This window comes from Candidatus Limnocylindrales bacterium, assembly GCA_035571835.1.
Classification (GTDB): domain Bacteria; phylum Desulfobacterota; class Binatia; order UBA1149; family CAITLU01; genus DATNBU01.
On record DATNBU010000009.1, the window covers coordinates 1 to 18645 of the forward strand.

Consider the following 18645-nt stretch of genomic DNA (forward strand, 5'->3'; position numbering starts at 1 on the left):
TGCTCTGAACCAGCGTGATCGCCGCCGTAAGCGTCGTCTTGCCGTGATCGACGTGACCAATCGTACCCACGTTGACGTGCGGCTTGGTACGTTTGAATGTTTCCTTGGCCATGGCCTAGCTCCTTTAGTCCGGACTCTAAGGTTCTTCGTTAAGGCTGCGATCGCGTGCGATCAGGCAGCGCCTACGCGGGCTGTCAGCTCTTCCGCTACCGAGTTCGGCACCGGATCGTAATGATCGAACTGCATCGTGTACGTGGCGCGACCCTGCGTGCGCGAGCGCACGTCGGTCGCATAACCGAACATGTTCGCGAGCGGCACGTGCGCCGTGATGATCTGGGCACCGCCGCGCGACGTCTGGTTCTGGATGCGGCCGCGACGGCTGTTGAGGTCACCGATCACGTCGCCCATGTACTGGTCCGGAACCACGACCTCGACGGCCATGATCGGCTCGAGCAGCACCGGCGACGCCTTGCGCATGGCTTCCTTGAACGCCATCGACGAGCAGATCTTGAACGCCATCTCGGACGAATCGACTTCGTGGTACGAGCCGTCGTACAGCTTCACGCGGCAGTCGATCACCGGATAGCCGGCGAGCGGGCCCGCGGTCAGCGCTTCGATCAGGCCCTTCTGGACGGCCGGAACGTACTCGCGCGGAATCGTGCCGCCCTTGATCGCATCGACGAACTCGTAGCCCTTGCCGGCTTCGAGCGGAGAAAGCTCGATGGCCACTTCGGCGAACTGGCCGCGACCGCCCGACTGCTTCGCGTAGCGCAGCTTGTGGTCGACCGTCTTGCGGGGCGTCTCGCGGTATGCGACCTGCGGCTTGCCGACGTTCGCGTCGACTTTGAACTCGCGCAGCATGCGATCGACGATGATCTCGAGATGCAGCTCGCCCATTCCGGAGATGATCGTCTGGCCGGTTTCTTCGTCCTGGCGGATGCGGAATGACGGATCTTCGTGCGCAATCTTGCCGAGCGCGTCGGAGATCTTTTCGCGGTCGGCCTTGGTCTTCGGCTCGATGGCAACCGAGATCACGGGCTCCGGGAACGTCATGCTCTCGAGCAGGACCGGATCTTTCGGATCGCAGATCGTGTCGCCGGTGATCGCGGTCTTCATGCCGACGGCCGCGACGATGTCGCCCGCGTATACTTCTTCGACGTCTTCGCGGTTGTTCGCGTGCATCTTGAGCAGGCGGCCGACGCGCTCTTTCTTGCCGCGCGTGACGTTGAGCACCTGGTCGCCGACCTTCGCGTGGCCCGAGTACACGCGCATGAACGTCAGCGTGCCGACGAACGGATCGGTCATGATCTTGAACGCGAGCGCCGAGAACGGAGTGTCGTCGGTGGGCGGACGAAGCACCTCGGTGACCTTGTCGTCCGGATCCATGCCGACCATCGGCGGAACGTCGTTCGGCGACGGCAGGTAGTCGACGACCGCGTCGAGGAGCTGCTGCACGCCCTTGTTCTTGAACGCAGTGCCGCAGAGCACGGGCACGAGCGTCATCGCGATCGTGCCTTTACGGATCGCCGCGCCGAGCTCTTTGGCGGTGACTTCTTCGCCGCCGAGGAACTTCTCGAGCACGGCTTCGTCGGAATCGGCGGCAGCCTCGACGAGCGCATCGCGCGCGGCCTTGGCGTCGTCGAGCATGTCGGCGGGGATCTCGCTCGTGATCACCGTCCAGCCCATGTCGGCCTCTTCGGCGCTGACGGCTTTCATGTTCACGAGGTCGATGACGCCTGTGAAATTCTCTTCCTTGCCGATCGGAATCTGGATGGGAATGGCGGGAGCGCGCAGGCGATCGCGGATCTGGCCGACGACTTCGTCGAAGTCCGCGCCGACGCGATCCATCTTGTTGATGAATGCAACGCGCGGAACGCGGTAACGGTCGGCCTGGCGCCAGACTGTCTCGGACTGCGGCTCGACGCCGCCGACCGCGCAGAATACGGCGCATGCGCCGTCGAGCACTCGCAGCGAACGTTCGACTTCGATCGTGAAGTCGACGTGTCCGGGCGTGTCGATGATGTTGACGCGATGGTCGCGCCAGAAGCACGTGGTCGCGGCGGACGTGATCGTGATGCCGCGTTCCTGCTCCTGCACCATCCAGTCCATCGTCGCGGCACCATCGTGCACTTCGCCGATCTTGTGGCTGATTCCGGTGTAGAACAGGATCCGCTCGGTCGTCGTCGTCTTGCCCGCATCGATGTGGGCCATGATTCCGATGTTCCGGGTCCTGGAGATTGGTGTCTTACGCGCCATGATCGTGAGCCGGGCAAAAAGCCGTCGAAGCTCCTCCGTTTACCAGCGGTAATGGGCGAAGGCCTTGTTGGCCTCTGCCATGCGATGTGTGTCTTCGCGTTTCTTGACTGCGCCGCCGCGATTGTTCGACGCGTCGATGAGCTCACCGGCGAGCCGGTCCCTCATCGTGCGTTCGGGCCGCGAGCGCGCATTGGAAATCAGCCAGCGGATCGCGAGCGCGACCTGGCGCGACGAGCGCACCTCGACCGGCACCTGGTACGTGGCGCCGCCGACGCGGCGTGAGCGCACTTCGACGGCCGGCTTCACGTTGTCGAGCGCGCGCTTGAACATGTCGAGACCGCTTTCTTTCAGGCGACCTTCGACCGTCTCGACGGCGCCGTAGAACACGCTCTCGGCAATGCTCTTCTTGCCGTGCTCTTGCATGCAGTTGATGAACTGCGTGACGACGCGGTCGTGATAGACCGGGTCCGGAAGCAGCTCTCGTTTTCTTGCAGGTCCTTTTCGCGACATTACCGGTTACCGATTCTCTACTTGGGGCGCTTGGCGCCGTATTTCGAACGACCCTGCCTGCGGTCGGTGACACCGACTGAGTCCAGCGTTCCACGCACAACGTGGTAGCGGACGCCCGGCAGATCCTTGACTCGGCCGCCGCGGATCAGCACCACCGAGTGTTCCTGGAGATTGTGGCCCACACCCGGGATGTAGGCCGTGACCTCGATCCCGTTGGTCAAACGCACACGCGCGACCTTGCGTAGAGCCGAATTCGGCTTCTTGGGAGTCGATGTGTACACGCGTGTACACACGCCCCGCCGCTGCGGGCTCTTGTCGAGCGCGGGCGCCGTCGTCTTGACGGCGAGTTTCTGCCTGCCCTTGCGGACGAGCTGATTGATCGTCGGCACAATCTCTCCTGTTCTTGCGATCGGTCGGTGCGTCGAAGCGTGGCCGATAGAGCCACATCCGGGCACCAAAGAATCGCCGAAACTATGTAGGCCTACGGGCAGGGTCAAACGCGTGCGACGCAGCGCATTCCCCGCCGTGGCTGGGTTTTTTGCCCGGGCTGCAGCTTGCGCCGCATTGCCGGGTCTCGACTCGTCATTCCCGGGGCTTCCCCGTTTCCGGGTACTTGCTTCGGGCTCGTCTCGGCCACCGTAAGGGATGGCCGCTTTCTCGGCCGCACGGGTGCGCGGCCATAGCGGGCGGAGGGGTTGCTGTGCGCAGTCCCGACGCCGGAATCGGGGAGGTCTACCGGGTTTTCATGAAAACGGTAGCGAAACGCGGAACTTTTTTTGCGCCGCGTGGTTTTTTCAAAGAAACCGGCGCAGCCGCCGAGCTTGAAACGCGTGTCTGCGGGTCGCCGGTCAATGACCGACGCGCGTTTTTGCTATCTATTCTCCTCGGCAGTTCACGCGGTCCCCGCCCAGCCCCATTACAATCTTCAGCCCGGGCCGGGTACGTTCCGGGACCATGGCGAAAGACCTCCTGCACGAAAAGGAACGCGGCGAAGAGACCAACTACATTCGCCGCCAGGAAGAAAAGCTGATCGCGAAGATGCGCGAGCGCGCGCGGATCGACGAGATCGCCAGGGCGCTCGGCGACGTTCTGCGCGTCGACGACCCGGAGCTGCTCCGTCGCATCGGTGAGCTCGGCCTTGACCAGGAGACGGGCTCCGCGATCCTGGCCGCACCGCTGGTCGAAGTGGCCTGGGCTGACGGTCATGTCGACGAGGCCGAGAAGGCCATCGTCGTCGCTGCTGCCGAAGAGCGCGGACTGACTCCCGGCACGCCGGCGCACGACAAGCTGCTCGAATGGCTGCGCGAGCGGCCGTCGCACGCCATCGTCGAGGCAGCACTCCAGGCAATGCAGATCGGATTCTCCCTGCTCCCCGCCGCCGAGCGCGAACAGAATATCTCTTCGATACTTGCCACGTGTCGCCAGGTTGCCGAGGCAGCCGGCGGCGGGCTCGCAAAGAAGCTCGGGATCTCGAGCGGCATCGCGAAGGCGGAACGCACGGTGCTCGACGAGATTGCGGAGAAGCTTCACGCACCGCCGAGGAAGTAAGCGCCGGGAGAGCAGCCGAACGCGCGAGCGTCAGCGCCGGACCACGGCCGCGCGGTAGCGGCTCGGGCTGCTGCCGGACATCCTGCGCATCATCCGGCGCAGCGCCGTCGCGTCCGCGTAACCGACCTGCTCAGCCACCGATTCGACCGACAAACGGCTCGATTCGATCAGCATGCGAGCCCGATTGAGTCGCACAGTCTGGATCAGGGCCATCGGGCTGCGGCCTGTGGCCTGCCGAACCTGCCGCGCAAGCGTCCTTGGTGACATCGCGAGCTCTGCGGCCAGGGTTTCGACGCGTGGCGGATTCGGCAGCGCAGTTTCGATACGCGCCACGAGCCGGGCGACCAGCTCATTGCCATTCGACAGCATCGTCGGCACGACGAAGTTCGACTGCGCGTGGCGCGCGTCGATGAGCAGCACGCGCGCGACCGCATCGGCAAGGGCGACTCCGAACTTCTCGCGCAGCACGTGAAGCATGAGATCCGTCTGGGCAAACGCCGCACCAGCCGTACTCACAGGACCGTCGGCGCAGACCATGCGGTCCGCATCGACGATGCACGACGGCTCGCGCTTCTGCAGTTCGGATGCCAGCCACCACGTCGTCGTTACGCGTCGCCTCGCCAGCAGGCCGGCAGCCTGAAGCAGGAAGACCGCCGAACACGAGGCCGCCACATGGCCGCCGCGCGAAGCATGCGCCGCGAGAGCGCGGATCGCGTCCCTTGTGTCGGCACTCGACAATCGGGCCGAGATTGCTTCAGGGGTTTCGAGCCCGAGGCCCGGCACCATCCACGTGGAGAAGTCGCTGCGGCTCTTCTTCTGTATAGCGCGCATAGCGGGCATGGCGACGGTCTCGACCTGCATGCCGCTGCTCAGCATCGTGCCTCCTCCCGCCGGCGAGAGGACACGCCAGGTTGGACGCGCGGACTTCACGCGTGGCGCCACCTGCGATGCAGCGCGAAGGACGTCGAGAGTTACAGCGACGCTCGTCGCATAGGCACCGGGAAGCACCAGAACGGTAAAATCGACCATCGTCTGAAACCGCCCTAAAGATGTCTTATCCGACACTGGCCGTCCATCTCTTTCTGCAGTTCAATCTGCCGCTCGTTCGCAAGGAGGCCCCGATGCCGAACAGAACTACGACCGCGAGATCGCTCGTCAGCGTCAACGAAGATGATTCTCTCGCGGACTTCGTGAAACGCGAGATCCGTTTCGAGAACGCGACGAAGGTCGTCTACGTCGCGGGCTCCGGGCCAGCCGTCATCGTGATGACGGAGATGCCAGGAATCAGTCCTCACGTTGCGCGTTTCGCCCGCTGGGTGCGCGATGCCGACTTCACCGTCTACATGCCTTCGCTCTTCGGGCGCGACGGCGCCGTGCCGGGCGCGGAGGAAGGAGCCGCCGTTTTCCGGCGGGCTTGCATGAGTGCCGAGTTCCGTGCTTTTGGCGCCGGGGCATCGAGCCGGGTCACGCAGTGGCTGCGCGCGCTCGCTCGTCTTGCTCATGAGGAATGTGGAGGCCCCGGCGTCGGCGCGATCGGCATGTGTTTCACGGGCAATTTCGCGCTCACGATGATGCTCGAGCCGGCGATGCTTGCGCCGGTGCTGTCACAACCATCGCTTCCGCTGGACGACCCCGCCGGTATCGAGATCTCGGACGAGGATCTGAACGATGTGGCTGCACGTCTCCGGAAGGACGATCTCTCGGTGCTCGCCTTCCGCTTCGAAGGCGACGCGTTCTGCCGCGGCGAGCGCTTCGCCGCATACTCCCGGGCGCTCGGCGAGCGTTTCGTCGGACGAGTCTTGCCGGACAGCGCGGCCAATAGCGACGTGTCGCCATTTTTCGCTGAGTACGTGTCGACTCCGCACAGCGTCGTCACGCAGCATCTCATCGATCAGGCGGGGCAGCCGACCACTGCCGCACGCGACGAAATCCTCGAATTCTTCCGGAAGCGGCTCGTGTCCTGAAACGGGAATCCAGGCCGGGAAGACGCCCGACGTACGACAAAAAACGGCCCGCCTCCGTAACCGGAGAGCGGGCCGTTCTTTCATGAGCAGAGTTCTGCTCGATCGCTGCGTCAGAGCCTGAGCGCCTGCGTCAGATCGTCCTCGGCCTGCTCGCCGACACCCGGCACGTCGATGTCGACGCCGAGATAACCGACCAGACCCGTGCCGGCCGGAATGAGCCGGCCCATGATGACGTTCTCTTTCAGCCCGCGCAGGTGATCGGTCCACCCGTACACCGCCGCTTCGGTCAGCACCTTGGTCGTCTCCTGGAAGGATGCGGCCGAGATGAAGCTTTCCGTCGCGAGGCTCGCCTTCGTGATGCCGAGCAGCATCGGCTCGGCGATGACCGGGCGCTTGCCCTCTTCGAGCAGACCGTTGTTGAGGTCCTCGAAGCGGCCCTTCTCGATCTGGTCGCCGACCAGCATGGTCGAATCGCCCGGATCCTTGACGCGTACGCGACGCAGCATCTGGCGAACGATCACCTCGATGTGCTTGTCGTTGATGCGCACGCCCTGGAGACGGTAGATCTCCTGCACCTCGTCGACCATGTAGGCCGCAAGCTCCTTCTCGCCCTTGACGGTGAGAATGTCGTGCGGGTTCGACGACCCGGCGTGGAGCTGCTGCCCCGCGCGGATGTAGTCGCCTTCCTGCACGAGGATGTGCTTGCCCTTGCCGATCAGGAACTCGCGCGGATCGCCGGCATCGGGCGAAACCACGATCTTCCTCTTGCCCTTGGTGTCCTTGCCGAACGAGACGACGCCGTCGATGTCGCTGATGGCCGCAATCTCTTTCGGGCGCCGTGCCTCGAAAAGCTCGGCCACACGCGGCAGACCGCCGGTGATGTCCTTGGTCTTGGTCGTCTCTCGCGGAATCTTCGCGATGACGTCACCCGGCATGACCTGCGTGCCTTCCTCGGCGTTGAGGTAGGCGCCTTCGGGCAGCGAGTAACGCGCTTCGTTGCCGCGCGGACGCAGCATCGGCCGCCCTTCGGCGTCGCGGATGATGATCGTCGGGCGGCGGTCCTTCGCGGCCTTCGAAGCCGTGATGACTTTGGTCGCCAGACCCGTGTTCGGATCGACGCGCTCTTCCATCGTCTCGCTGTCGACGATGTCCTCGAAGTGCGCGCTGCCGCCGACGTCGGTGATGATCGGCGTCATGAACGGGTCCCACTCGGCGATCAGCTCGCCGGCCTTGACGCGCTCGCCGTCGCGCTTGCGGATACGCGCACCGTGCACGAGCGGATACCGCTCGCGCTCGCGCTGCTGGCCTTCCTCGAGCACTTCGACGATCGAGATCTCGGCGTTGCGGTTCATGACGACGAGGTGGCCGTCACGGTCTTCGACGAACTCGACCGACACGAAGCGCACGACACCGTCGTTGCGCGGCTCGAGCGTGGTGCGCTCGGCGCGGCGGCTGGCCGTACCACCGATGTGGAACGTACGCATCGTCAGCTGCGTTCCCGGCTCGCCGATCGACTGCGCCGCGATGACGCCGATCGATTCGCCCATGCCGACGAGCTTGCCGCGCGCGAGGTCGCGTCCGTAGCACAGCGCGCAGACGCCGCGGCGGACCTGGCAGGTCAGCACCGAGCGGATGGTCACGCGCTCGACACCGGCGTTCTCGATGATCTCGACGAGCCCCTCGTCGATTTCCTTTCCGGCCGCGACGAGCACTTCGTTCGAGAACGGATCGAGAATGTCCTCGAGCGCAACGCGTCCGAGAATACGGTCGCCGAGGCGCTCGATGATCTCGCCGCCTTCGATCAGCGGCGTGATGTCGATGCCGTCGAGCGCGCCGCAGTCCTCCGTGGTGATCACGCAGTCCTGTGCGACGTCGACGAGGCGGCGGGTCAGGTAACCCGAGTTCGCGGTCTTCAGTGCCGTATCGGCAAGACCCTTTCGTGCGCCGTGCGTCGAGATGAAGTACTGCAGCACGGTCAGGCCTTCACGGAAGTTCGCCGTGATCGGCGTCTCGATGATCTCGCCCGACGGCTTGGCCATCAGGCCTCGCATGCCGGCAAGCTGGCGGATCTGCTGCGCGCTGCCGCGCGCACCGGAGTCGGCCATCATGAACACCGGATTGAAGCTGACGACTTCGTGCTTGGTTTCCTTGGCACCGGCGGCCACGTCGGCCGGGACCGTGATGGTCTCGGTCGCGATGCCGCTCATCATCTCTTCGGCGATGCGGTCGGTCACGTTCGCCCAGATGTCGACGACCTTGTTGTAGCGCTCGCCGTTGGTGATGAAGCCGGCTTCGTACTGCTTCTGGATCTCGCGAACCGAGTCGCCGGCCTCGCCGAGCAGGCGGCCCTTGCCGACCGGGATCTTCATGTCCTTGATGCAGATGGATGCGCCCGAGCGCGTGGCCATCGCATAGCCGAGATCCTTCAGGCGATCGGCCAGGATAACGCACGCCTTGTTGCCGCATTGGCGGTACGTGCTGTCGACGAGCTCGCCGAGCGTACGCTTGGTGAGCACGCAGTTGACGTACTTGAAGTCGACGTCCGGCGGCACGACCTCGTACACGAGCACGCGTCCGACGGTAGTATCGACGACCTTGCCTTCGTGGCGGACCTTGATCGCGGCGTGCAGCGCAACGGCGCCCTGGTCATAGGCGACGCGGACTTCCTCGAAGTTCGAGAACCGCTTCTGCTCGCCCATCGCGCCGGGACGGTGGCGCGTGGCGTAGTAGAGCCCGAGCACGATGTCCTGGGTCGGCACGATGATCGGCTTTCCGTGCGCCGGCGACAGGATGTTGTTGGTCGACATCATGAGCACGCGCGCTTCGACCTGGGCTTCGATCGACAGCGGAACGTGCACGGCCATCTGGTCACCGTCGAAGTCGGCGTTGAACGCCGCGCAGACGAGCGGATGCAGCTGGATGGCCTTGCCCTCGATCAGCACCGGCTCGAACGCCTGGATGCCGAGACGGTGCAGGGTCGGTGCGCGGTTGAGCATCACCGGATGCTCGCGGATGACCTCGTCGAGAATGTCCCAGACTTCGGGACGCTCGGTCTCGACCATCTTCTTTGCGCTCTTGATGGTCGTGACGAGGCCGCGCTCTTCGAGCTTGCCGTAGATGAACGGCTTGAACAGCTCGAGCGCCATCTTCTTCGGGAGCCCGCACTGGTGAAGGCGCAGCTCCGGACCGACGACGATCACCGAACGGCCCGAGTAATCGACGCGCTTTCCGAGCAGGTTCTGGCGGAAGCGGCCGGTCTTGCCCTTGAGCATGTCCGACAGCGATTTCAGCGGCCGCTTGTTGGCACCCGTGATCGGACGGCCGCGGCGGCCGTTGTCGAACAGGGCGTCGACGGCCTCCTGCAGCATGCGCTTCTCGTTGCGCACGATGATGTCGGGCGCGTTGAGCTCGATCAGGCGCTTCAAGCGGTTGTTGCGGTTGATCACGCGGCGGTAGAGGTCGTTCAGGTCCGACGTCGCAAAGCGGCCGCCGTCGAGCGGCACGAGCGGGCGCAGGTCCGGCGGAATCACCGGGATGACCTGCAGCACCATCCACTCCGGATGCGAGCCCGACGAGCGGAACGCTTCGGCAACCTTCAGGCGCTTGATGATCTTCTTGCGCTTGGCTTCGCTCGACGTCTCCGACAGCGCGATGCGCAGGTCGTCGGCGACGTCGTCGATGTCGATGTTCGCGAGCACCTTGCGCACGGCTTCGGCGCCCATGCCGGCTTCGAAGCTGCCGGGGCCGAACTCGGCGACCTTGGCGCGGTATTCCATCTCGCCGAGGAGCTGGTTGGTCTCGAGCGTCGTATCGAGCGGATCGATGACGATGTAGCTCTCGTAGTAGAGAACCTTCTCGAGCTGCTTCAGCGTCAGGTCGACGAGCGTGCCGATGCGGCTCGGCAGGCTCTTGACGAACCAGATGTGCGCGATCGGCGTCGCGAGCTCGATGTGGCCCATGCGCTCACGGCGCACCTTGCTCTGGATGACTTCGACGCCGCACTTCTCGCAGACCACGCCACGGTGCCGCATGCGCTTGTACTTGCCGCAGTTGCACTCGTAGTCCTTGGTCGGTCCGAAGATCTTTGCGCAGAACAGGCCATCGCGCTCCGGCTTGAACGTCCTGTAGTTGATCGTCTCGGGTTTCTTCACTTCACCGTGCGACCACGAACGGATCGTGTCGGGAGAGGCGATCCCGATACGAATGGCGGTGTAGCAGCGCGGATCCTTGGGCTTGTCGAACAGCTGCGTAAGCAGGTTCTCCATCAGGCGGCCTCCTCTTCCTTCTCGACGAGCGTGACGTCGAGGCAGAGCGATTGCAGTTCCTTGACCATGACGTTGAACGATTCCGGAAGTCCCGGCTCGAGCGTGTTCTCGCTCTTGACGATGGACTCATACATGCGGGTTCGTCCGGCAACGTCGTCCGATTTGACGGTGAGCATTTCCTGCAGCGTGTAGGCGGCGCCGTAGGCTTCGAGCGCCCACACTTCCATTTCTCCGAGTCGCTGGCCGCCGAACTGGGCCTTGCCGCCGAGCGGCTGCTGCGTGACCAACGAGTACGGGCCCGTCGAGCGGGCGTGGATCTTGTCGTCCACCAGGTGGTGGAGCTTGAGCATGTACATGACGCCGACGGTGACCGGCATGTCGAAGCGCTCTCCGCTCTTGCCGTCGCGAAGCTGCTCCTGTCCGGTGATCGAAAGACCACCGAGCGCCACCAGGTCGAAGATCTCGTCTTCGCTCGCGCCGTCGAACACCGGGGTTGCAACGTGGATACCGCGGCGCGCCTTGTCGGCAAGCACGTGCAGGTCGCGGGTATCGAGTCCGTCGGCAAACGAATCGATGCCGTCGCCCTTGTACGACTTGCGCACCAGAGCACGGATGCCCTCGTAGTCGCCCTTTTCGGCGAGCTCCCACATGTTGCGGCCGAGGATCTTGGCGGCCCACCCGAGATGCGTCTCGAGGATCTGACCGACGTTCATTCGCGACGGAACGCCGAGCGGGTTCAGGCAGATCTCGACGGGCGTGCCGTCTTCGAGGAACGGCATGTCCTCTTCCGGCACGATCTTGGAGACGACGCCCTTGTTGCCGTGGCGTCCGGCCATCTTGTCGCCGACCTGAAGCCGGCGCTTGATGGCCACGAACACCTTGACCATCTTGATGACGCCCGGCGCGAGCTCGTCGCCGGCCGAGAGCCGCTCGATCTTCGCATCGAACTGCGAGTTGATCGCGTAGCTCTTCGACTTCATCGCATCGACGATGCGGGCGAGCTCTTCCTCGACACGCGCGTCGCCGACGTTGATCTCGCCCCAGTACTGGGCCGGGAGCTCGTCGAGCACTTCGCGATTGACGACGGCGTCCTTCGCGAGCAGCACGTGGCGGTTGTCGTCGGTGATGCGGGTCTGGGTCTGGCGGTCGCCGAGCAGGCCGAGGATCTGGCCGACCGCGCTCGTGCGGATGATGCGGAGCTCGTCCGCACGGTCCTTGTCGAGCTTGCGGCGCTGCTCTTCCTCGATGCGCGTGGCGCGCTCGTCCTTGCTGACGCCTTTGCGCGAGAACACGCGCGCATCGATGACGGTTCCTTCGGTGCCCGGCGGCATGCGCAAGGAGGTGTCGCGCACTTCGCCGGCCTTCTCGCCGAAGATTGCCCGCAGGAGCTTTTCTTCCGGAGAAAGCTGCGTCTCGCCTTTCGGCGTGATCTTGCCGACCAGGATGTCGCCCGGCCCGACTTCGGCGCCGATGCGGATGATGCCGGCCTCGTCGAGGTCGCGCAGCGCTTCCTCGCCGACGTTCGGGATGTCGCGGGTGATCTCTTCGGGTCCGAGCTTGGTGTCGCGTGCGACGCACTCGAACTCCTCGATGTGGACCGAGGTGAAGTAGTCTTCCTTCGCGAGCTTTTCGGAGACCAGGATCGAGTCTTCGAAGTTGTAACCGTTCCACGGCATGAACGCGACGACCACGTTGCGCCCGAGCGCGAGCTCTCCGCATTCGGTCGACGGTCCGTCGGCGATCACGTCGCCGATGGTGACACGGTCGCCCTCGAGCACGATCGGCTTCTGGTTGATGCAGGTGTTCTGGTTCGAGCGCTGGTACTTGGTCAGGTTGTAGATGTCGACGCCCGGGTCCTGCGCGCCTTCGGCCTTGTCGGCCTTGACGACGATGCGCTCGGAGTCGACGCTCTCCACGTAACCCGGACGGCGGGCAACGCACGTCACGCCCGAATCGCGCGCGACAATCGCTTCCATGCCGGTGCCGACCAGCGGCGCGTCCGTGCGAAGGAGCGGCACGGCCTGGCGCTGCATGTTCGATCCCATCAGTGCGCGGTTGGCGTCGTCGTGCTCGAGGAACGGGATGAGCGCGGCCGCCACGCTGACGAGCTGCGTCGGCGAGACGTCCATCATCGTCACGTGCTCGGGCCCGACCATCGTCGAATCCATCGTCTGCTCGCCCTGCGGCGAGATGCCCTTGCGGCGTGCGGCCACGAGGTCGCTCGTAAAGCGCGCCTGGTCGCTGATCGGCGCGTTGGCCTGCGCGATGACCTGCTCTTCCTCGGCAAGCGCCGTCAGGTAGTCGACGTTGTCGCTGACCTGGCCATCCTTCACGCGGCGATACGGCGTCTCGACGAAGCCGTAGTCGTTGATGCGCGCGAACGTCGACAGCGAGCTGATCAGGCCGATGTTCGGGCCTTCCGGCGTCTCGATCGGACAGACGCGGCCGTAGTGCGTCGGATGCACGTCGCGCACGTCGAAGCCGGCACGCTCGCGCGTGAGACCGCCAGGTCCGAGAGCCGAGAGACGACGCTTGTGCGTGACCTCGGACAGCGGATTGGTCTGGTCCATGAACTGGCTGAGCTGGCTCGAGCCGAAGAACTCCTTGATGACCGCGCTGACCGGCTTGTAGTTGATCAGCTCCTGCGGCATCAGCGTCTCGAGATCCTGCAGGCTCATGCGCTCGCGGATCGCGCGCTCCATGCGCAAGAGGCCGATGCGGTACTGGTTCTCGACCAGCTCTCCGACGGTCCTTACGCGGCGGTTGCCGAGATGGTCGATGTCGTCGATCGAGCCGTTGCCGTTCTTCAGCAGGATCAAATAGTTCACGACGAGGAGGATGTCCTCGCGGCGAAGCGTGCCCTGCTCGAGCGGCACGTCGATGGCCAGCTTGTGGTTGAGCTTGAGGCGTCCGACCGCCGACAGGTCGTACTTGTCGGCATTGAAGAACAGGTCGTTGAAGAACGCCGTCGCGGTGTCGAGCGTGGGCGGATCGCCCGGACGCAGGCGCCGGTAGATGTCGATGATCGCATCTTCCGTACGCTCGATCTTGTCGAGCAGGAGCGTGTTGCGCAGCGACGGTCCGCGGTTGAGCTCGTCGATGTAGACGAGGCGGAAGTCATCGATGCCGCGCTCGCGCATCAGGTCGAAGGTCTCGGCCTTGATCGTGCCGTTGACCTCGACGAGGACTTCGCCGGTGTTCGGATCGACGATGTCGTGCGCCGGAATGCCGCCGATGATCTCGTCGAACGAGATCGGGATCTCCTCGAGACCGGCCTCTTCCATGTCGCGCAGCGCCTTGCGCGTGAACTTGCGTCCCTCGCGCACCAGCACTTCATCGCTCGCCGGGTGGCGGATGTCGCGCGCGGCCTTCTGGCCATCGAGAGTCTCGCGCTGGAACTTCTTCCACGCCTTGCGGCCTTCGATCCGGATGTGGTCGACCGGATAGAAGAAGTTGAGGAGCTCCTCGGTGTTCATCCCGAGCGCGCGCAGCAGCACCGTTGCCGGGAACTTGCGGCGGCGATCGATGCGCACGTACAGGATGTCCTTGGCGTCGAACTCGAAGTCGAGCCACGAGCCGCGGTACGGAATGACGCGGGCATTGAACAACAGGCGGCCGCCGGCGCTGGTCCGACCCTTGTCATGATCGAAGAACACGCCCGGCGAGCGGTGGAGCTGCGAGACGATCACGCGCTCCGTGCCGTTCACCATGAACGTGCCGTTCTCGGTCATGAGCGGGATCTCGCCGAAGTAGACCTCCTGCTCCTTGATGTCCTTGAGGGTCTTCGCGCTCGTCTCGGGATCGACGTCCCACGTGACGAGCTGGACGGTGACCTTCAGCGGAGCCGAGTACGTCATGCCGCGCTGGTGGCACTCGGCAACGTCGTACTTGGGGGCTCCGATAATGTAACTGACAAAATCGAGCTGGGCCGTGCCGGTGAAGTCCTTGATCGGAAACACCGACTTGAACACGCCCTGGAGGCCGACATTGGTACGCCCTTCCGGGGTATCGTCGGCCTGCAGGAACGCGAGATACGATCGCCGCTGGATGTCGATCAGATTGGGGACATCCAGAACCTTGCGAAGCTTCCCGAAATTCCGACGCAGCCTGAAATTTTGTGTTACTCGCGCCATTGCGACCTCATTTCCGCGTGCTCGGGCTTTGCGCCCTTACCCGGGTCTTCGGCTCGATGCCGCAGACTCGGGTCGGACTCACGACCTCGTTCTCAAGTACAGGGGCTCGCGCCCTCGCGCTCGAGAATCGGGCCAACGCCCTCGACCACAGAGCTCGGGATTTCTCCCTCGCTCAGCCAACTGGGAACCACTGACCTTGCCAAAAACAGCAACCGCGCGGTAGATGCCGCCGTTACTTGATCTCGACGGTGGCGCCTTCGGCTTCGAGCTTGGCCTTCATCGCTTCCGAATCGGCCTTGTTCACGCCTTCCTTGACGGCCTTGGGCGCACCCTCGACCAGGTCCTTCGCTTCCTTCAGGCCGAGGCCCGTCAGCTCGCGCACGACCTTGATGACCTGAATCTTCTTCTCGCCGGCCGCCTTCAGGATGACGTCGAACTCGTCTTTCGCTTCAGCTGCTGCTGGCGCGGCTGCGCCGCCGCCCGCTGCTGCCACCGCAACCGGTGCTGCTGCGCTGACGCCCCACTTGTCTTCGAGCTCCTTGACCAGCTCGGCGATCTCGAGGACCGTCGCGGCCGAAAGCTTCTCGATGATAGTCGTTCTTTCTTCCACACTGAGACCCATTTCTTTTCTCCTCGCCGGTCGTCCTATCCGCACGCCGGCGCGTATTGTTCCCGTTCTTCCCGGTCCGCCCCCCTTTCGAAGGACTTCTGTTTCGGAACTTCGCGGCTACCGGGTCATCTGCCGCATTCCGTGATCGGCATTTCGTGCCGATCTCTTCATGTCGCCGCGAACGCCGCGGCGGTTTCCTTATGCTCCAGCGCTCTCCGCAGGAGCCGAGCTTTCGAGGTCGCGGCGGCGCGCATCGAGCACCTGCGCGAGCTGCTGGGCCGGAGCCGACAGCACCCGCACGAGCATCGTCGCCGGCGTCATCATGAGCGCGAGCAGCTTGGCCCGGAGCTCGTCCTTGCTCGGCATCGTCGCGAGCTTGGCGAGCTGCTTCCTGTCGAGCAGGACTCCGTCCATGACGGCGCCCTTGACCTCGAACTTTTCATTCTTCGCGGCGTAGCCGTCGATGACCTTCGCAAACGTGACGGGGTCGCCGTAGCCGAACGCGAGAACGTTCGGGCCGGAAAGCAGCGGCTCGATCACCTTGTTCGGGGTGTCCATGACCGCGCGCCACGTCAGCGTGTTCTTCGCGACCAGCAGCTCGCCTTCGACCGAGCGCAGCTGGATGCGAAGCTCGGTCATCTGCGCAACGGTGAGGCCGCGGTACTGCGACAGTGCAATGAGCGGTGCCTGGCCGAATTTTTCGGCGAGCCCGCCAATGACGACGTTTTTCTCTGTCTGATTCATCGTGGTCGTCCTCTACCCGTCAGCTCGCGACCTTGAGGTCGCCGGTGTCGATCGGGACTCCGGGACCCATCGTCGAGGAGACATAGGCCGTGCGGATGTACTGGCCTTTGGCCGTCGACGGCTTGGCGCGCACCACGCTCGCGATAACGGTGCGGGCGTTGTCGAGAAGCTTCTCTGCTCCGAACGAAACCTTGCCGACGCCGACCTGGATGATCCCGGCTTTCTCGACGCGGAACTCGACCTGTCCGGCCTTGAGCTCGCGCACGATGCGCGCGACGTCCATCGTCACGGTGCCGATCTTCGGGTTCGGCATGAGGCCGCGTGGTCCGAGGATCTTTCCGATGCGTCCGACCGAGCCCATCATGTCGGGCGTTGCGACGGCGCGATCGAAATCGGTCCAGTTCTCGTCCTTGACCTTGGCGACGAGCTCGTCGCCGCCGACGAAGTCCGCGCCCGCTTCTTCGGCTTCCTTCGCCTTCTCGCCTTTCGCGAAGACCGCGACGCGCACGGTCTTGCCGGTTCCGTGAGGAAGCGAGACGGTGCCGCGCACGTTCTGGTCGGCGTGGCGCGGATCGACGCCGAGGCGAAGCGCGAGCTCGACGGTCTCGTCGAACTTGGCGCCGGAGCCGCGGGCGACGATCGCCATCGCTTCGTCGAGCGTGAGGAACTTCGAACGGTCTACCGCCGAGGCGGCCTTGTCGTAACGTTTACCCTTTCCCATGCATCTTGCTCCGTCGGGCTCGCGCCCTCCTCAGCCCTCGACCGTGATGCCCATGCTGCGGGCCGTTCCTTCGACGATGCGGATGGCGGCCGCGACGTCGTTCGCATTGAGATCGGGAAGCTTCTGCTCCGCGATCTGCCGCACCTGCGCGGCGGAAACCTTTCCGACCTTGTTCTTGTTCGGAACCGGCGAGCCCTTCTCGATGCCGGCTGCCTTGAGCAGCAGCACCGAAGCGGGCGGCGTCTTCGTCACGAACGTGAACGAACGATCCGAATAGACCGTGATCACCACCGGAATGAGCACGTCGCCCATGCTCTGCGTGGCGGCGTTGAACGCCTTGCAGAACTCCATGATGTTCACGCCGCGCTGACCCAGCGCGGGACCGACCGGCGGGCTCGGGTTGGCCTTGCCGGATGGAATCTGAAGCTTGACCTGATCGACGACTTTTTTCGCCATGACTTACATCTTCTCGACTTGTACGAGTTCCATCTCGACGGACGTCGAACGTCCGAAGATGGTGATCGCAACCTTGAGCGTGCCTTTGTCGGCGCGGACCTCTTCGACGACGCCGCTGAAATCCGCGAACGGACCGTCGATGACTTTGACCTGCTCTCCGACTTCGAATGCGACCTTGGCTTTCGGCCGCGTGGACCCTTCCTGGAGCTGAACCGCGATCTTCTTGACTTCCTCCTCCGGAACCGGAGGCGGGTTGGTCGAACCGCCGACGAAACCCGTGACTTTCGGCGTGCTCGTGACCGTGTGCCAGGTGTCGTTGGTCAGCTCCATCTGCACGAGCACGTAACCCGGGTACAGGTTGCGCGTCGCAGTGCGCTTCTTTCCCTTGACGAGCTCGACGACCTGCTCGGACGGAACCAGCGTCTCGCCGAAGAGGTTTTCCTGCCCGAACGCACGAATGCGCTCCTCGAGCTGCCTCCGCACGCTCTGTTCATATCCGGAGTACGTGTGCACGACGTACCACTGCTTGTCGGCCATCTCGCTTCCTTGTCCTCAGAACGCCTGACGCATCATCAGCGATTGAACGCTACGCGCATCACGAGCGACAGCATGTAGTCGATCGCACCCAGATAAGCCGACACCACCAGCACGACGATGAGCACGACCCAGGTGAACGCCTGCGTTTCCTTGCGCGACGGCCAGTACACGCGCTTCAGCTCGTTGACGGCCTCGTCGGCGAACGTCCGCCCCTGCGTGACCCACTGCGTGGGACCCGGCCTGGGCGAGGTTGGCTCGTTCTGTGTCTGCCCTGTCGCTGCCATATCTGCTCCGCGCTTCTTCATTCTGAGCATCCCGTCCGCTGGCCGAACTGGCGGGTCAGGCAGGACTCGAACCTGCAACATTCGGATTTGGAGTCCGACGCTCTACCAATTGGAGCTACTGACCCGCACTCGCTGAGCGGTCGGCGAAGGTTCAAACCTTGCCTTCCTTGTGTTGCGTGTGAACGCGGCACGCGGGGCAGAACTTCTTCCTGGAAAGCTTGTCGGTCGAGAGCTTCTTGTTGCGGCTCGCCCGGTAGTTCTTTCGCTTGCAGGCCTCACAGGCGAGTACGATCTGATCTCGCATTGTCTTTCCTCTTCCGTGTTCGCGCTTTCGCGCTCACTCTTTCCGTCTCACGTTCGGGCTCGCGCCCTCATTGCTTGTTCGCGCTCTCTCGCGCTCACTTCGTCTATCTAATGAACGTTCGGGCTCTCGCCCTCACTCCGTAATCTTGCTGACGACGCCGGCGCCGACGGTGCGGCCGCCTTCGCGGATGGCGAAGCGCAGGCCTTCGTCCATGGCGATCGGCATGATCAGCGTAACCTGGAGCTGAACCGTGTCGCCCGGCATCACCATCTCGGTTCCTTCCGGCAGCGTGCAGACGCCCGTGACGTCGGTC

17 protein-coding genes and 1 tRNA gene are annotated in these 18645 nt (G+C 64.1%); 2 read left to right on the top strand and 16 right to left on the bottom strand.

Annotated features, from left to right (window positions below; translation table 11 throughout):
• The 4 genes from VN634_03385 to rpsL form a co-directional block, all read right to left on the bottom strand.
• Nucleotides 1-112 (bottom strand): GTP-binding protein (locus VN634_03385; protein ID HXC49900.1); only part of this gene is annotated, 112 nt, incomplete at its 3' end.
• 59 nt (nucleotides 113-171) lie between these two features.
• Nucleotides 172-2256, bottom strand: coding sequence for an elongation factor G (fusA, locus tag VN634_03390; protein HXC49901.1), 2085 nt, complete (start codon nucleotides 2254-2256; stop codon nucleotides 172-174).
• 39 nt (nucleotides 2257-2295) lie between these two features.
• Nucleotides 2296-2766 carry a 30S ribosomal protein S7 gene (gene rpsG, locus VN634_03395; protein HXC49902.1) on the bottom strand — a complete coding sequence of 157 codons (471 nt, stop codon included), beginning with the start codon at nucleotides 2764-2766 and terminating at the stop codon, nucleotides 2296-2298.
• A gap of 17 nt (nucleotides 2767-2783) precedes the next feature.
• On the bottom strand, nucleotides 2784-3155 hold the full coding sequence (gene rpsL / locus VN634_03400) for a 30S ribosomal protein S12 (protein ID HXC49903.1): 372 nt from the start codon (nucleotides 3153-3155) through the stop codon (nucleotides 2784-2786).
• A 565-nt stretch (nucleotides 3156-3720) separates the two neighbouring features.
• Here rpsL and VN634_03405 point away from each other — a divergent pair.
• Nucleotides 3721-4314: a hypothetical protein gene (locus tag VN634_03405; protein ID HXC49904.1), complete on the top strand. Its 594-nt coding sequence runs from the start codon at nucleotides 3721-3723 to the stop codon at nucleotides 4312-4314.
• Nucleotides 4315-4344: 30 nt separating this feature from the next.
• Here VN634_03405 and VN634_03410 read toward each other — a convergent pair whose 3' ends face one another.
• On the bottom strand, nucleotides 4345-5343 hold the full coding sequence (locus tag VN634_03410) for a helix-turn-helix domain-containing protein (GenBank protein ID HXC49905.1): 999 nt from the start codon (nucleotides 5341-5343) through the stop codon (nucleotides 4345-4347).
• Between the two features lie 92 nt (nucleotides 5344-5435).
• Here VN634_03410 and VN634_03415 point away from each other — a divergent pair, with 92 nt between their 5' ends.
• The gene (locus VN634_03415) at nucleotides 5436-6278 is read left to right on the top strand and encodes a dienelactone hydrolase family protein (protein HXC49906.1); all 843 of its coding nucleotides are present in this window, start codon (nucleotides 5436-5438) and stop codon (nucleotides 6276-6278) included.
• Nucleotides 6279-6388: 110 nt separating this feature from the next.
• Here the strand turns inward: VN634_03415 and rpoC are convergent, their stop codons facing one another.
• From rpoC to VN634_03470, 11 genes are all read right to left on the bottom strand, one after another.
• Complete coding sequence (gene rpoC, locus VN634_03420; protein ID HXC49907.1) at nucleotides 6389-10543, bottom strand: DNA-directed RNA polymerase subunit beta'; 4155 nt, start codon at nucleotides 10541-10543, stop codon at nucleotides 6389-6391.
• Complete coding sequence (rpoB, locus tag VN634_03425; GenBank protein HXC49908.1) at nucleotides 10543-14676, bottom strand: DNA-directed RNA polymerase subunit beta; 4134 nt, start codon at nucleotides 14674-14676, stop codon at nucleotides 10543-10545. The genes rpoC and rpoB overlap by 1 nt, the downstream gene beginning before the upstream one ends.
• A gap of 232 nt (nucleotides 14677-14908) precedes the next feature.
• Complete coding sequence (gene rplL / locus VN634_03430; protein ID HXC49909.1) at nucleotides 14909-15298, bottom strand: 50S ribosomal protein L7/L12; 390 nt, start codon at nucleotides 15296-15298, stop codon at nucleotides 14909-14911.
• Between the two features lie 186 nt (nucleotides 15299-15484).
• Entirely contained in the window at nucleotides 15485-16030 is a 546-nt protein-coding gene (rplJ, locus tag VN634_03435) for a 50S ribosomal protein L10 (GenBank protein HXC49910.1), read from the bottom strand.
• Nucleotides 16031-16049: 19 nt separating this feature from the next.
• The gene (rplA, locus tag VN634_03440) at nucleotides 16050-16751 is read right to left on the bottom strand and encodes a 50S ribosomal protein L1 (protein HXC49911.1); all 702 of its coding nucleotides are present in this window, start codon (nucleotides 16749-16751) and stop codon (nucleotides 16050-16052) included.
• A gap of 30 nt (nucleotides 16752-16781) precedes the next feature.
• Nucleotides 16782-17207: a 50S ribosomal protein L11 gene (gene rplK / locus VN634_03445; protein ID HXC49912.1), complete on the bottom strand. Its 426-nt coding sequence runs from the start codon at nucleotides 17205-17207 to the stop codon at nucleotides 16782-16784.
• Nucleotides 17208-17210: 3 nt separating this feature from the next.
• Nucleotides 17211-17744, bottom strand: coding sequence for a transcription termination/antitermination protein NusG (gene nusG / locus VN634_03450; GenBank protein HXC49913.1), 534 nt, complete (start codon nucleotides 17742-17744; stop codon nucleotides 17211-17213).
• 35 nt (nucleotides 17745-17779) lie between these two features.
• Entirely contained in the window at nucleotides 17780-18028 is a 249-nt protein-coding gene (gene secE / locus VN634_03455) for a preprotein translocase subunit SecE (GenBank protein ID HXC49914.1), read from the bottom strand.
• 48 nt (nucleotides 18029-18076) lie between these two features.
• Nucleotides 18077-18153 (bottom strand) — tRNA-Trp (locus VN634_03460).
• Between the two features lie 26 nt (nucleotides 18154-18179).
• A complete protein-coding gene (rpmG, locus tag VN634_03465) occupies nucleotides 18180-18332 on the bottom strand; it encodes a 50S ribosomal protein L33 (GenBank protein HXC49915.1) in 153 nt (50 codons plus the stop codon).
• Between the two features lie 132 nt (nucleotides 18333-18464).
• Nucleotides 18465-18645: elongation factor Tu (locus tag VN634_03470; GenBank protein ID HXC49916.1), on the bottom strand; the 181-nt coding region annotated here is incomplete at its 5' end.

Bases quoted from the DNA above. Each gene is read 5' to 3' on its own strand.
- fusA (HXC49901.1), bottom strand. From the start codon at position 2,256: ATGGCGCGTAAGACACCAATCTCCAGGACCCGGAACATCGGAATCATG.
- rpsG (HXC49902.1), bottom strand. From the start codon at position 2,766: ATGTCGCGAAAAGGACCTGCAAGAAAACGAGAGCTGCTTCCGGACCCG.
- VN634_03405 (HXC49904.1), top strand. From the start codon at position 3,721: ATGGCGAAAGACCTCCTGCACGAAAAGGAACGCGGCGAAGAGACCAAC.
- VN634_03410 (HXC49905.1), bottom strand. From the start codon at position 5,343: ATGGTCGATTTTACCGTTCTGGTGCTTCCCGGTGCCTATGCGACGAGC.
- VN634_03415 (HXC49906.1), top strand. From the start codon at position 5,436: ATGCCGAACAGAACTACGACCGCGAGATCGCTCGTCAGCGTCAACGAA.
- rpoC (HXC49907.1), bottom strand. From the start codon at position 10,543: ATGGAGAACCTGCTTACGCAGCTGTTCGACAAGCCCAAGGATCCGCGC.
- rpoB (HXC49908.1), bottom strand. From the start codon at position 14,676: ATGGCGCGAGTAACACAAAATTTCAGGCTGCGTCGGAATTTCGGGAAG.
- rplL (HXC49909.1), bottom strand. From the start codon at position 15,298: ATGGGTCTCAGTGTGGAAGAAAGAACGACTATCATCGAGAAGCTTTCG.
- rplJ (HXC49910.1), bottom strand. From the start codon at position 16,030: ATGAATCAGACAGAGAAAAACGTCGTCATTGGCGGGCTCGCCGAAAAA.
- rplA (HXC49911.1), bottom strand. From the start codon at position 16,751: ATGGGAAAGGGTAAACGTTACGACAAGGCCGCCTCGGCGGTAGACCGT.
- rplK (HXC49912.1), bottom strand. From the start codon at position 17,207: ATGGCGAAAAAAGTCGTCGATCAGGTCAAGCTTCAGATTCCATCCGGC.
- nusG (HXC49913.1), bottom strand. From the start codon at position 17,744: ATGGCCGACAAGCAGTGGTACGTCGTGCACACGTACTCCGGATATGAA.
- secE (HXC49914.1), bottom strand. From the start codon at position 18,028: ATGGCAGCGACAGGGCAGACACAGAACGAGCCAACCTCGCCCAGGCCG.
- rpmG (HXC49915.1), bottom strand. From the start codon at position 18,332: ATGCGAGATCAGATCGTACTCGCCTGTGAGGCCTGCAAGCGAAAGAAC.